13 protein-coding genes are annotated in these 14,742 nt (G+C 43.9%); 3 read left to right on the forward strand and 10 right to left on the reverse strand.

Translation table 11 applies throughout. The features are described from left to right. Position 1 precedes the first annotated feature (1 nt). From PBAL39_RS24680 to PBAL39_RS12965, 4 genes are read right to left on the reverse strand one after another with little or no spacing between them, the layout of a single operon-like run. The gene (locus PBAL39_RS24680) at positions 2–1,612 is read right to left on the reverse strand and encodes a S41 family peptidase (RefSeq protein ID WP_008242136.1); all 1,611 of its coding nucleotides are present in this window, start codon (positions 1,610–1,612) and stop codon (positions 2–4) included. Positions 1,613–1,648: 36 nt separating this feature from the next. Next, entirely contained in the window at positions 1,649–2,257 is a 609-nt protein-coding gene (locus PBAL39_RS12955) for an HAD family hydrolase (RefSeq protein ID WP_008242138.1), read from the reverse strand. 26 nt (positions 2,258–2,283) lie between these two features. Next, complete coding sequence (locus PBAL39_RS12960; RefSeq protein WP_008242139.1) at positions 2,284–2,781, reverse strand: hypothetical protein; 498 nt, start codon at positions 2,779–2,781, stop codon at positions 2,284–2,286. Positions 2,782–2,794: 13 nt separating this feature from the next. Next, positions 2,795–3,445 (reverse strand): ABC transporter ATP-binding protein, encoded by a 651-nt coding sequence (locus PBAL39_RS12965; RefSeq protein WP_008242141.1) that lies wholly within the window; start codon positions 3,443–3,445, stop codon positions 2,795–2,797. 65 nt (positions 3,446–3,510) lie between these two features. Between PBAL39_RS12965 and sucC the strand changes: the two genes are divergently transcribed. Continuing rightward, positions 3,511–4,701, forward strand: a complete 1,191-nt coding sequence (gene sucC / locus PBAL39_RS12970) for an ADP-forming succinate--CoA ligase subunit beta (RefSeq protein WP_008242143.1) — start codon at positions 3,511–3,513, stop codon at positions 4,699–4,701. Positions 4,702–5,233: 532 nt separating this feature from the next. On the opposite strand, the gene PBAL39_RS12975 is transcribed toward sucC, so the two are convergent. Beyond that, on the reverse strand, positions 5,234–6,520 hold the full coding sequence (locus tag PBAL39_RS12975; RefSeq protein WP_157274016.1) for a sensor histidine kinase KdpD: 1,287 nt from the start codon (positions 6,518–6,520) through the stop codon (positions 5,234–5,236). A 185-nt stretch (positions 6,521–6,705) separates the two neighbouring features. Between PBAL39_RS12975 and asnS the strand changes: the two genes are divergently transcribed. Next, positions 6,706–8,154 (forward strand): asparagine--tRNA ligase, encoded by a 1,449-nt coding sequence (gene asnS / locus PBAL39_RS12980; protein WP_008242148.1) that lies wholly within the window; start codon positions 6,706–6,708, stop codon positions 8,152–8,154. Between the two features lie 302 nt (positions 8,155–8,456). On the opposite strand, the gene PBAL39_RS12985 is transcribed toward asnS, so the two are convergent. Next, entirely contained in the window at positions 8,457–10,130 is a 1,674-nt protein-coding gene (locus PBAL39_RS12985) for an FMN-binding glutamate synthase family protein (protein ID WP_039866554.1), read from the reverse strand. A gap of 79 nt (positions 10,131–10,209) precedes the next feature. Here PBAL39_RS12985 and PBAL39_RS12990 point away from each other — a divergent pair, with 79 nt between their 5' ends. Further along, positions 10,210–10,830, forward strand: coding sequence for an L-threonylcarbamoyladenylate synthase (locus tag PBAL39_RS12990; protein WP_039866556.1), 621 nt, complete (start codon positions 10,210–10,212; stop codon positions 10,828–10,830). 84 nt (positions 10,831–10,914) lie between these two features. Here PBAL39_RS12990 and trpA read toward each other — a convergent pair whose 3' ends face one another. The 4 genes from trpA to trpD are packed head-to-tail and all read right to left on the reverse strand — an operon-like array spanning position 10,915 to position 14,658. After that, complete coding sequence (trpA, locus tag PBAL39_RS12995) at positions 10,915–11,682, reverse strand: tryptophan synthase subunit alpha (protein WP_008242151.1); 768 nt, start codon at positions 11,680–11,682, stop codon at positions 10,915–10,917. A gap of 8 nt (positions 11,683–11,690) precedes the next feature. Beyond that, entirely contained in the window at positions 11,691–12,875 is a 1,185-nt protein-coding gene (gene trpB / locus PBAL39_RS13000) for a tryptophan synthase subunit beta (protein ID WP_039866557.1), read from the reverse strand. 27 nt (positions 12,876–12,902) lie between these two features. Continuing rightward, complete coding sequence (locus tag PBAL39_RS13005; protein ID WP_232282949.1) at positions 12,903–13,622, reverse strand: phosphoribosylanthranilate isomerase; 720 nt, start codon at positions 13,620–13,622, stop codon at positions 12,903–12,905. Between the two features lie 46 nt (positions 13,623–13,668). Then, positions 13,669–14,658 carry an anthranilate phosphoribosyltransferase gene (gene trpD, locus PBAL39_RS13010; protein WP_008242154.1) on the reverse strand — a complete coding sequence of 330 codons (990 nt, stop codon included), beginning with the start codon at positions 14,656–14,658 and terminating at the stop codon, positions 13,669–13,671. Positions 14,659–14,742 lie beyond the last annotated feature (84 nt).

A 14,742-nucleotide genomic window follows, 5' to 3' on the forward strand; every position in this document is an offset into this window, starting at 1 on the left:
ACTAGTTCCTGATGTTGTGCCTGGTTTCGATCATTCCCTTGAAACTACGATCCTCAGACACGCCCTCAAGTACTTTACTCGACGCAGCTTTAGATTTTATCCCTGAAATACTCATCAATGCATTTTTTGAAACCACACCTGTCGCTCTTGAGCCTGGTGCCAACACTTTAATTGCGGCCGCCAGGTATTCATCTGACGGATTTCCAAAATCAAAATCACCATAATCGTAGCCCGCATCTACATCCGGGGTAAAACCACTATAATAGTTACCCTCACCAAGGGAATTTTTCACTTCAAACATCGCATACAACACATCGTATCTGTTTTCTATACGTATCGGAAAAAATCCTACTGGTTTCCCATAAGTCTGCTCTCCTACCAGCTTCACGTTCATCTTTGGCTTCAGGCTATTGATCAACATTTCGCTGGACGAAGCAGTACCGCCACTTACGATAAATACCACATTCTGAACCGTTGTTAACCCAGCCACCTTTTTAAACGGCCGCGTATTTCCGGTTACTGAATAGTCAATATCAGCAAAAGTCAACATTTTACCGTTCTCATATTGAATGACATCATTGGCATCTGTAAAGGGCTGATGCGAAAGGATGGTTGCATCAGTAGATTTCCTGTTTTTGAGTTTGTTATTGTAATGCTCAACATACATCGTCCCGGTAGTACCTTCCGGGGCGATTAAATTCGCGAGGTGCTCGGCTGTACTGATATACCCACCACCATTGTACCGCAGGTCAACAATCAGGTCAGTAACGTTTTTGACTTTAAAATCGTTAAAGATATTGGTTAGCTCCTCTTCAGAGTTCTCCGCATTTGAAAAACGGGCATAAGCCACATAACCGATAGTTTTGCCACTTACGGTAAGCACATTCGTTTTATAGATCGGACTGCTCTTATAAGAAGTTTTATTGAGTGTTACTTTGAAACTACTTCCATCGGTACGCACCCCTTCAAGATACAAAGTGTTCGGATCTCCATAGATGGTAGAATTGATTACCGTACGTTCTCTATCAAAATCACCTCCAATAGCGGTAGTGTTGATCTTTGTGATGTAAGCACCGCGCGTTAATCCATTTCGGTCTGCAGGAGAGTTCTGGCTCACGGCTAGTATAAACAGCTTATAGGTGATATTGTCCTCAGTGACCGGACTTATGGCGTAGATACCTACATCATTTCCATTACCTTCCAGATCCACAGATGCCCGGGTCAAAGGAACGGCACCTGTAGCTGCAGGATTTCGGTCACGGATGTCTTCTATATAGGAATACTTGGTGGAATTACTGGCACTCAGGTAATCCGCAGAACCACTGACTTTTGCAATATTGATCAGGTTGGTCTCATAATTTAAAATGTCGGTTCCCGCTTTGGTAAACTGCCGTGGATTATAGGCATCATAGCTCGGCAATGATTCATTCCAGAAGTAAACTTCCTTAGCATATAGGAACAGTGAATCGTTGGTCAGCGCTACACGATCGGTAGTACTGGTCTGCGTTGTATTTTCCGCATCTGGAGTGGACTTATTCTTTTTACAGGAAGTCAGGGAAACAGTCACACTTAACGCCAGGGAGAGCATGACAAAACGATTTATACTTTTCATTTACAATAAATTACGATGATATTAACGCATTAATGGTTACAATAGTTTATCAACGCTAAAAAAATCGATCCCCGCTGATCCAGCGCAAATGCGGTCGTTTTCAGTGTGGCCAATCAGCACTACTTCTTCGGGCCTGAAATTATGCTTTTCCATGATCAATTCCAAGCCTTTGGGATCTGGTTTTGGAGCGGACTCTTCCGCAAAATAAACCACCAGGTTCTTTTCCAGTCCATTCCATTCGACCTGTCTTATTTTATTCAACTGCATCTGTGGGTGACCATCAGCAAATAGAAAAAGTTGTTTTGCCTGTCCGACAATTTCCTGCAGCAGGTTCAGCACACCTTTATATATCAGGAGTTTCAAAGGCAAGCGTGCATTCTGCAGTAGTAGGTCAAAGTTCAGCTTATATTTTAGGGGGATATCAAACTTTTCAGCGGTACGTTCAAAGATACCCTCCGCTCCCTCTTCCAGATAAGCAGACTGCATGAAGGCCACGATTTCCGCGGCGTTGATCTGCTCGCCATATTCGATGAACTGGGCAAAAAGATAATATACCTGCAACAGGTAGTCTTTTTCGGGATACAGCACATTGTCGAGATCAAAGACAAATGCCCGCTTCTCACTTAGTATAGATTGAAAATCCATGATGGTATTTTTGGATGATGCGATTTTTAATCGCCGATAGTATACAATACAGGGCGGATCCCTGTTGAGGTTTCCAGCAGGTGAAAAACACCATTCAGCCGTTCGGAATGTTCAATAACGGGAACCTTCCCTGCCTGAGCAGCATACAAGAGCTGTCCCTCCTGATATACTGCCCATGCAGCTACAGTTTGTGTTCCTTCCTGCAGCAATTCCGGCAGAACAGACATCTCCGGTAAAAGCACGCGAATGCCAAATTCTTCAAAGAGCACCATCGACCTGGATACAGCCGCAACTTCAAAATAATGGATGGGTATCAGTAGCTCTACCTGGCGATCCAGGCAGACATTCAGCAGCTGATGTGCGGTAATGTCATCGTTCCGTTCTCCAAACGAGATCATGGTATACGCGGCTGAAGCAAAAGAGGGTACGTCTCCGTAGTCGCCTAAAATGACCTGATCCTGAGAAAAAGCCTTAATGAGCTTAAATGCGGCTGCAGACTTGCCTCCGGTAATTAGTATTTTCATTGGGTACTATATATTATATGATGAGGCCATCCTTCATTGTCACCACACGATCGCTGATCTGAGCCAGGTCTTCATTATGTGTGACGATGATAAATGTCTGTTTAAAGTTGTCGCGAAGGGTTATAAAAAACTCATGGAGTGCATTTGCATTTGCAGAGTCCAGATTTCCCGACGGTTCATCAGCAAGGATGATGGAAGGGCTGTTGATCAGTGCTCTTGCGACAGCAATCCGCTGCTGTTCACCGCCGGACAATTCGTTAGGTTTATGCATCGCACGGTCTTTCAATCCGAGCAAATCGAGCAATTCCAACGCCCGCAGTTCAGCCTGTCTCTTGCTTGTCTTGGCAATGAATGCCGGAATACAAATATTTTCTAACGCTGTAAACTCGGGAAGTAAATGGTGGAATTGGAACACAAATCCAATATTTTTGTTACGAAAGACACTTAATAATTCTCCTGACAGTTTACTGACTTTCGTCCCATTTAGCTCCACGATGCCCTCATCGGGCTTGTCTAAAGTACCCAAAATATGTAGTAAAGTGCTCTTACCGGCACCTGAGGCACCTATAATACTCACGACCTCCCCTTTCTGGACTTCAAAATCGACTCCCTTAAGGATGGGTAAACTCCCATAAGCCTTCTTAATACCTGTTGCTTTCAGCATAAATGCAAACTTACTGTTTTTAAAACCAATCTGAAATTGTAGATTTGGACAAAATATTTCAGCAAATGAATATCCACGAATACCAAGGTAAAGAAATTCTGAAAAGTTTCGGTGTAGCTGTGCAAGAAGGCATTGTTGCCGAAACTGTTGACCAGGCTGTAGAAGCAGCAAAAAAAATGAAAACTGACTTCAATTCTGATTGGGTTGTGATCAAAGCACAGATCCACGCAGGAGGTAGAGGTAAAGGCGGCGGCGTAAAGCTGGCGAAGAACCTGGATGAAGTCAAGGAAAGAGCAACCGCTATTTTAGGTATGCAATTGGTGACGCCACAGACAGGACCAGAAGGAAAAAAGGTTAACAAAGTATTGGTAGCACAGGACGTTTACTATCCTGGTGCATCCGAAACGAAAGAGTTCTATGTGAGTGTACTTTTAAACCGTGCAAACGGCCGTAACATCATCATGTATTCTACCGAAGGTGGAATGGACATTGAGGAAGTTGCAGAGAAAACACCTCATTTGATATTTAAAGAAGAGATCGATCCTAAGGTAGGCCTTCAAGGCTTCCAGGCACGTAAAGTAGCCTTTAACCTTGGACTGAGCGGCGCAGCTTTCAAAGAGATGGTAAAATTTGTTACCGCACTTTACAAGGCTTACGACAGTACAGATTCTTCGATGTTCGAAATCAACCCTGTATTGAAAACTTCTGATGACAAAATCATCGCTGTTGATGCTAAGGTGGATTTAGATGAAAATGCACTTTACCGTCATCCGGACTACGCAGCGATGCGCGACAAACTGGAAGAAGATCCTACAGATGTAGAAGCAAGTGAATCCAACCTTAACTATGTTAAACTAGACGGAAACGTTGGTTGCATGGTAAACGGTGCAGGTCTTGCAATGGCCACCATGGACATCATCAAAATTGCAGGTGGTGAGCCGGCTAACTTCCTGGACGTTGGGGGTACAGCAAATGCACAAACTGTAAAAGCTGGCTTCAACATCATCCTTAAAGATCCTAACGTAAAAGCAATCCTCATCAATATCTTCGGTGGTATTGTTCGTTGTGACCGCGTTGCGCAAGGTGTAATTGATGCCTACAAAGAGATCGGTAATATCCCTGTTCCAATCATTTGTCGTCTTCAGGGTACCAACGCTGCTGAAGCAAAACAACTGATCGATGATTCAGGATTAAAGGTATATTCTGCCATTGCATTGAAAGATGCGGCTAACCTGGTTACTGAGGTACTGGCGTAGTATCAATTTTCTTAAAGAAAAGGGCCAATTGTTCAAACAATTGGCCCTTTTTATTTTCAATCCATCCCAGATAAAACTCGTCATTCCATTATTGCCCGACAGTTATTAAAAGACATAAAAAAAGCAGCCTCCGATCATCCAATCGGAGGCTGCTTTAACCAAATATAAATTAAACGAGCAATACAAATATAGAGTTAAAAACCAAAAAACACAATTTATTTTTGATAAAATTCAACATAAAGCAATAAATAACGATAGATAATTCAAAAAACCATACTTAAAATACATAAAACAACAATAAAACGACTTATAAATCACATAAAAACACATAAAACACGTAAAAACAAGCAATTAAAACTAAAAAACAATATAATTTCATAATAAAAACAAAATAAATCGACAAAAAAACCAATAAATACAAAAAAAAGACCAAAAAAAAACCAATATACCCATCGCAACTGATGAATAGTAAGGTCATGCTAATTACTGGAGATACAATAAATATGACGGAAGATAGCAGAACTTGGAGGGTTTAGACACCTTCTAGGCGAAACGCCACTTGAAAGACAGATCCGGTACCCGAACGGCTCTCATACCAAATGGAACCTCCCTGCTGTTCTGTAAACTCTTTACATAGCAGCAATCCGAGGCCTATGCCTTTTTCATTATTGGTACCATAAGTCGCAGATGCCTTGAGGTTAAACAAAGTCTCCTGTTTATCCTTGGCGATGCCGATTCCGTTATCGGAAATCACAATCACCCCATTGGATTCCCTGTACCTGGTAGAGATGACCACCTCTCCTCCTTCTGGTGTAAATTTCAAAGCGTTAGAGACCAGATTCCGCACCACCAGGTGCAACATATCATGATCAGCCATAATATTAAGCTGTCCTGCGGTTAATATGGCCAGCCGAATGCCCTTCTTAGCGGCGATAGACTTTTCCACCTTGAGCCAGTCCCTTAGGGTAGCATTGACATCCATGGGTTTCAATTTGATGCTCATACCGTTAAGCTGAGCTTTAGACCACGACAAGAGGTTCATCAGCATCTCAGAAGTATCACGGGTGATCTGCAGCAACTGACCTTCAATCAGTTGTTTTTCTTCTTCTTCCAGGCCGATTCCGTTCAGAATTTCCAGATAACCTTGAATGGAACTCAAAGGCATCCTTACATCGTGTGCAACAATCGAAAACAAGCGGTCTTTTTCACTGTTTGAGGCCTCCAGCTCTGACTTCTGCAGTAAAATCTGTTCATTCTGCTCCCGAATAGCTTCATTGCGTTTTTCTACAGAAAGGCGCTCATGCTCATAATTTTTTCTCAGATAACTGATGGAGAGAAAGATCAGTACAATGGTCACAAAGTAAGTCATGGCAAAATCAATGGCCCTGGTAGGCACATCTACATACAACATCGGGACCAGATGCGGATATTTCAGCTCTATAAATATCAATGATAAGACGACTACAATATTCAAAGGAACCCAGATGATGTATTGTTTTTTCGGGATGATGGTGATCATCACAAATATCGAAAGTGCAAACAGCAGTGCATTAGGTCCATTGATACCTGAATTGTAGAAGTAATTATAAATGAAGGCCACATTATTGCCTATGCAAAACCAGGTAATGGCCGGCTGGGGCTTCCTTCTGATCTTCGAGTAATAATAGAGCACAAGGATCACAGCTGAAGACACCAGGCAAAGCCAGCCAAGTTCTGCCAAACCAATTGCAAAATTATAGGGTGCCTGCAATAAAAAGGCAATAAACGTAAACACACACACCGTATTGAATATGCGTTCTTCGAGCGTGAACTTATCCACTTCGCCTATTAATTTTTTCCAGATTGAAAGCTGTTTACCTGTTACCACCGTTATAGCATGAATTGGAATAACAAACTTAACATAATCCGGCGCATAAAAAAAAGAATATACATCCGATATAAGGTATATTTAGCTATTAATTATTCCAATAAATCGCTATTTTTGAGCCGCTCCACGATAAAATCATGATAAAAAGAGAAAAAATAAAAAGCCTGCTGGAGACCGAAGAGTTCAACAGAGCAGTTAGAGTTATGGGTTGGGTACGGACTTTCCGCAACAACCAGTTTATCGCTATAAATGATGGTTCCTGCATGGGTAACATCCAGATTGTTGTTGATTTTAATCAAACTCCTGAGGAACTATTGAAAAGAATCACTACCGGCGCAGCCATTGCGGTTACCGGCGAGATCGTTGAATCTGTAGGTAAAGGCCAGCGTGTTGACATTAAAGCAACGGAGATTGAGATCCTTGGCGACAGTGATCCAGAGAAATTCCCTTTGCAGCCAAAAAAACACAGCCTGGAATTTCTGCGTGAGATTGCACACCTGCGTTTCCGCACGAATACTTTCAATGCAGTATTTAAGATCCGTCATGCCCTGGCCTTTGCCATCCATAAATTTTACAACGAAAGAGGTTTTGTATACATGCATACTCCGGTGATCACGGCATCAGATGCCGAGGGTGCTGGTGAAATGTTCAAAGTTACTACACTTGACTTCGACAACCCGCCACGTACTGACGATGGAAAAGTAGACTTCTCTGAGGATTTCTTCGCCAGAGCTACCAACCTCACCGTATCCGGACAACTGGAGGGCGAGCTGGCCGCTATGGCTTTTGGCCAGATTTACACCTTCGGACCTACCTTCAGGGCTGAAAATTCAAACACCACAAGGCACCTGGCAGAATTCTGGATGATTGAGCCGGAAATAGCATTTGCCGACCTGGAAGACAACATGCAACTGGCAGAAGACATGATGAAGTTTGTAATCAGCTATGCATTGGAAAACTGTAAGGAAGAGATTGACTTCCTCAACAACAGGTTACTGGAAGAAGAAAAATCAAAACCTCAAAATGAGCGTAGTGAGCTTTCCCTAATTGAAAAACTTAACTTCTGCCTGGACAACGACTTTGAGCGCCTGACTTATACAGAGGCTATTGCTATTTTAAGATCATCAAAACCGAATCAAAAGAAACAGTTTAAATACCTGATTGACGAATGGGGAGCAGACTTGCAATCTGAACACGAGCGTTACCTGGTAGAAAAACACTTTAAAAAACCAGTGATCCTGACAGATTACCCTGCGGACATCAAATCATTCTACATGCGTCAGAACGAACCTGATTCCCAAGGTAGAAAAACCGTTGCCGCGATGGACATTCTGTTCCCTGGTATTGGCGAAATGATTGGCGGTTCGCAGCGTGAAGAGCGTCTTGACAAGCTGACTACAAGAATGGAGGAGCTGAACATCCCTCAGGACGAGCTGTGGTGGTATCTGGATACCAGAAGATTCGGATCGGCACCACACGCCGGATTCGGACTAGGCTTCGAGCGTTTAATCCTGTTTGTTACCGGCATGACCAACATCAGAGATGTTATTGCCTTCCCGCGTTTCCCTAGAAACGCAGAGTTTTAATCATTTCAGCAGGATAATGCAAAAAAACTTACCCTATTCAACGAGGCTGCATAAATAACAAATGTAGCCTCGTTTCATTCTATATCGTAACAGCGCTTTCAACATCACCAAAAACACCAAACCTGTTATAATAAAAACAGACAATAACCTCAAACTCTTTTTATTGTTTGCGGAGAGAAAATGCTCGGTCAGAAAAACACAAGTTCCTTTGAAGACCTGCAAATGTTCGCCCCTTCAGCGAAAATTTGAGGATGAAAAGGAACTTGTGTTTTTTTAGTATAAGAACTTTAGAACGGAGTCGTTTATATCTGGGTTGAAGAAGCACCACTACCCAGCTGGTCACTAAAAGAATTCGCATGGGCATAGTCAATCAACGAAACTTTATAATCCGTAGGCACAAAGCTTTTAGCCGTACTCAATGCCATACCGAGCTCGAATCGCAGCGGATAAGGTGTATGCAGCAAGCTTCCCTCAGGAATATAGGGAAAGCTCTCCATGTAAGACTGAGTCACGTTAGGCGCAACACGTCTATTGATATAAGCTCGGGTCAGCTGGTGCGGATGTTTCAAACCCGCTGCACCAAGCAGCTCAACAGCGCTGCCTACTGTCAGACGATGAAAGTTAAAAACCCTGACCTTCTTATCCTCCACGACGAGCCCTTTCATGAGGCTTTGATCCTGCGTAGCCACACCGGTCGGACAAGTATTGCTGTTACACTCCAAAGCCTGGATACATCCGAGGGCGAACATCATGCCGCGTGCAGAATTACAAAGATCTGCACCAAGAGCAATATTTTTAACGAGGTCAAAACCAGATGAGATTTTCCCTGAGGCAATAATCTTGACATGTTGTTTCAGGTTAAAGCCGCTGAGCACATCATACACAAAAGCTACTGCTTCCCGCAGAGGCATACCCACCGCATTCGAAAATTCTTGTGGTGCAGCACCCGTACCACCTTCACCACCATCAACAGTGACAAAGTCAACCGTATCGCCAGTTTCCGCCATGGCCTTACATATCGCAAAGAATTCACTCTTGCGACCTATGCAAAGCTTTATGCCTACAGGTTTTCCACCAGACAGTTGTCTTAACTTTTTCACGAAGGCTACCAGCTCCAGGGGAGTTGAGAATGCGGCATGCGCAGGTGGTGAGATCACATCGAACCCTTCCTTCACCAGCCTGATGCGGGCAATTTCGGGCGTCACCTTTTTGGCCGGAAGGATTCCCCCGTGACCAGGCTTGGCACCCTGAGAAAGCTTGATTTCAATCATCTTGACCTGTTCCGTGGCAGCGCGTTCCGCAAAAGCATCGAAGTTGAAACTACCATCATGATGCCTGCAGCCAAAATACCCAGTACCAATCTGCCAGATGAGGTCGCCTCCGGGGTTGGCGTGGTAATCGCTGATACCACCTTCACCTGTATTATGGGCAAAGCCACCTAACTTAGCACCTCCATTGAGTGCCAGGATTGCATTCTGACTTAAGGAACCGAAGCTCATGGCAGAGATATTATAAATACTTGCAGCGTATGGTTTTGTACATTCCGGGCCACCAACCAGGACACGTGGATTCTCATCCAGCTCATGGTGACTGATGGCAGCGATGCTGTGGCTGAGCCATTCATAACCATTTTCATAGACGTCTAGCTGAGTACCAAAAGGGATGGTATCATTCTCCCGTTTCGCACGCTGATAGATGAGTGAGCGGTTCAACCTACTGAAAGGTTTACCGTTGGTGTCACTTTCCACAAAGTACTGATAAACCTTAGGCCTGAGGTCCTCCATAAAATAACGCAGGCGCCCTACTACAGGATAATTTCTGACGATACTATGTTTAGGCTGATACAGGTCATAGATACCCAGAAGCACCACGGGGCCTGTAAATATAAATGCCCAGATAAATGGAGGCCAGGCCAGGCTGATCATGACTGTTGCAGTCACCAAAAACGCAGCAATTGCAATAAATGCTTTTCTCATAGGTATTAAATTAATAAAAAAGATCACAAAGAGAGCAATAATTCAGCTAATTCAGATCAAAGATTTTGTAATTTTACATATGCTTATCAAAATTTACCCTGAGAATCCGAACCCAAAAGCAATTGAACAGGCTGTTGAGGTATTAAAAAAAGGAGGAATCATCATCTATCCTACTGATACCGTGTATGGTCTGGGCTGCGACATTACAAATCAGAAAGCGATCGAGCGCATCTGCAGGATTCGGGGCATCAAGCCTGAAAAAGCAAACTTCTCCTTTGTATGCTCCGATTTAAGGCACATTTCCGACTACATCAAGCCAATAGACACAACCACTTTCCGTGTGTTGAAAAAAGCACTTCCAGGCCCATTTACCTTTATCCTGAATGCGAACAACAACGTGCCCAAGCTACTCAGCTCCAACAAAAAGACTGTAGGTATCAGGGTACCCGATAACGACATTGCACGGGAGATTGTACGTTTACTAGGCAACCCAATCCTGTCGACCTCCATTAAGGATGATGATGAGGTAATTGAATATTCTACCGATCCGGAGTTAATACATGAGAAATACGAAGATCGTGTAGATCTGGTGATTGATGGCGGTTATGGTGATAATGAGCCATCTACAGTTGTCGATTGTACCTCCGGCGAATTTGAAGTTATCCGTGAGGGTAAGGGAATACTGGATGACTACCTCTAACCACCCGGCAACGAGATACCCGCCATCATCCTGAATAAATTACAGTATAACGACGGGTAGTAAATCACATTGAGTAGTGCTGAGTCAGCCCCTGATCTTTTCTACGAAACGGTGGACACTTCCTTTTAGGTCTTGTGGATCCAGACTTTTCACAAAAGCGCTACCGATGATACCACCGTTAGCAAACTTACAGGCTTTATCGAATGTTTCCCCGCTGCTGATGCCAAAGCCGATCATCGTTGGATGGTCAAGCTTCATTGCAGCGATTCTGGAAAAGTACGCCTCCGTCTGGTCAGACACCTGCAGGTTCTGCCCCGTCGTAGCCGATGAGGACAACAGGTAGATGAAGCCGGTAGTCAGTCCGTCAATTTTGCGGATGCGTTCATCAGAAGTCTGTGGCGTCACCAGAAAGATATTAGTCAACCCATGTTTTTTAAAAACGTCCATATAAAGCTCCTCATACTCTACCATTGGCAGGTCTGGAACAATGCAGCCATCCACGCCGACCTCAGCGCAGGATTTACAGAAATTGTCGACCCCATACTGCAGCATTGGGTTCACATACCCCATCAGCAATACCGGAATGTTAACTGTCTTACGCAGTTCCTTTAACTGACCAAAAAGCAGCTGAAGAGTCATCCCTGCATCAAGGGCCTCCTTACTGCTTGCCTGGATCACCGGTCCGTCCGCAACAGGGTCAGAATATGGGAAACCTATTTCCAGCAAGTCTGCACCGGCAAGCTCCAGTTCTTCTGCAATCTTCAGCGTATCGTTAAGACCGGGATAACCGGCAGTATAATAAATGGATAATATGTTCTTTTTTTCCTGGAATAACTTATTTATTCTGTTCATTGTAGCTGTTATAAATCAAAATATTTCATGTAGGTATCCATGTCTTTATCACCCCTTCCGGAAAGACATACCACTACATTTTCATGGCTTGTAAATTTCATTTTCTCCAAATAGGCAAGTGCATGGGCGCTTTCAATTGCCGGAATGATGCCTTCAAGCTGCGTAAGCAGTAGCCCTGCCTGCAGCGATTCATCATCAGTTACGGAGACATACTCGCCACGTCCACTTTTAAAAAGGTGAGCATGCTGGGGTCCGATACCCGGGTAGTCCAGTCCGGCGGAAACAGAGTAAGGCTCTACCACCTGTCCATCCGGGGTCTGCATCAGGATACTTCTGCTACCATGCAACACACCCTCTTTACCAAGCGCTGTTGTCGCCGCAGAATGACCACTATCCACCCCTTTTCCAGCAGCTTCCACCGCTACTAGCTTCACTTTTTCATCGGCCAGAAAATGATAAAACATCCCCATGGCATTACTTCCACCACCTACGCAGGCCAGTACATAGTCCGGTTGATCACTTCCCGTCTGTTCCAGCAATTGTTTTTTCGTTTCTTCAGAAATGATGGACTGGAAGATGGCCACCATGTCAGGGTACGGGTGTGGTCCTACCACTGAACCAATGATGTAGTGTGTATCCACGGGGTTATTAATCCAGTCGCGCATGGCTTCATTCGTCGCATCTTTCAGCGTTTTACTACCTGAAGTGGCTGGGACCACCTTAGCACCGAGCATCTTCATTCTCGCTACGTTTGGTGCCTGTCTTTTGATGTCGATCTCCCCCATATATACTACACATTCCAAACCGCGCAAGGCACATACCGTGGCTGTAGCTACACCATGCTGGCCGGCACCGGTTTCGGCAATGATCCGCTTTTTGCCCAGTCGCTCTGCAAGCAGAATCTGACCGATGGTATTGTTGATCTTATGCGCACCGGTATGGTTCAGGTCTTCTCTTTTCAGAAAGATATTTGCATTGTATTTCTGGGACAATCTTTTCGCAAGATACAATGGCGAAGGCCTGCCTACATAGTCTTTGAGCAGCTCATGAAATTCCTTTTGAAAATTCTCATCGGCGATAATTTTCAGGTAGCTGTTCCTTAGTTCTTCCACATTTGGATAAAGCATTTCGGGGATATATGCCCCTCCGAAATCACCATAATATCCTTTTTCATTCACAAAATAACTCATCATCTCTTTTTTTAAATTATTGTACAGGAATCAGCCCTGTAACTTATTGTGATCAAGCCTGCTTTTAAAGACCTTCAGTTTATTTACATCTTTTAGTCCGGGGGCAGTCTCGAACTTACTGTTCACATCTATTGCTGCAAGCCTTGGGTCATTAATCTCCAATATGGCAGCTGCACTGTCCAGGTCCAGTCCACCGCTTAAAAAGTAGGGGGCGCTGAGTTTGTAGCTATCCAGTAATGACCATTCAAACTTTCTCCCTGAACCACCATGATCCGGTGTCTGGGTGTCAAAAAGAAAAAAATCAACCAGACCTTCGTAAACGTCCAGCGTACTGAAGTCAAATTGTTCATCAATACCAAACGCCTTGATGATGACAACTTCAGGCCTCAATGCTCCTGCTCCTGCTCCTGCTCCTGCTCCTGCTCCTGCTCCTAAGCCAACATTTTTTTGTAGCAACTGTTTCAGTGCATCGCAAAAATCAGCACTTTCACGGCCATGCAGCTGGATGGCATCAAGCTTATATTTTGCTTGTGTTGTCAATATCTGCTCCAGCGTTTCATCGACAAAAACACCAGTTTTCTGTATTTTCGAAGGTAATCCCCTCAGTACCATCGGATCAAGATTGCCGACATCCCGTTTTGATGCAGGATAGAAGATGAATCCCATGTAATCAGGATGCAGTGCTGCCACCTCTGAGATGTTCATGGGCACTCTCATTCCGCATATCTTTAGTTTTACTTTGTCCATCATTCTGGTACCTTGTTTTGTTTTGAGCTCTTTGTTGTTGTCAACTTCTTTAGACTGTCAGCAGTTTTTTGAAGCTATTCAATGCCCTTTTATTTATCAGTGATTCTTCAGCCTCATAAAAACAATCGGCGAAGGATTTTGAGGCATCAATGGTTTGAATGGCCAGTGCAGCATTACAAAGCACCACATTTACCTGTGCTTCTTCCCCTTCTCCATTTAGCACATTCATGAAAATTTTTGCAGAAGACTCTACCGTATCTCCACCCTTGATCAGTTGCTCATCAATCTCCTCAAATCCAAGATCTATAATTTTCGTCAGCGCTTCACCATTTTTGCTGAAAGTCTTGAAATCACAGGTCATCGATACTTCGTCAAAGCCATCCACAGCATGCAGGATCGTATAGTTTTTATCTGTTTCCTGATATAGGTAAGCATAAAGTCGCGCGAGTTCCAGGCTAAAAACACCAACGATCTGATTTTTCGGCTGTGCAGGGTTCACCATTGGACCAAGCATATTAAAAAACGTCTTCACCCCCAGCTCTTTACGTATTGGAGCAACCGTTTTCATTGCCGGGTTGAACAAAGGGGCATGGAGAAAGCAGATCCCCGCATGATCCAGACTGCGTTTCAGCAAGTCCTGATCATTGGTAAAGCTATACCCGAGGTATTCCATGACATTCGACGATCCGCAACCGGATGAAACACCGTAATTACCATGTTTGGCCACCTTATGTCCGGCACCGGCCACGACAAAAGAAGCCAGCGTAGAAATGTTGAACGTATCCTTACCATCTCCACCTGTCCCGCATAGATCTACAAGCTCATAGCTGGATAAATCTACCTTTATGCAGAGGTCGAGCATAGCATCCCTGAAGCCCTGCAATTCAGCTACAGTGATATTGCGCATACCATAGGCCGTGATAAATGCGGCAATCTGCGAGGTATTGAATTCACCCAACGCAATTGAAGTGAGTATTTTCTGAGCTTCAGCCCTGCTGAAGCTTTTGTTTTCGAATAGGTGGTTAAGTATTTTCTTCATGGGTATAAAACAAAAAAGGTTGCCCTAAGCAACCCTCAAAATATTTTTATGTAAGATAAAACGTTCAAACAGGGGGTTACACTA

Origin of the sequence: Pedobacter sp. BAL39 (genome assembly GCF_000170795.1) — a bacterium.
Taxonomy (GTDB): Bacteria; Bacteroidota; Bacteroidia; order Sphingobacteriales; family Sphingobacteriaceae; genus Pedobacter.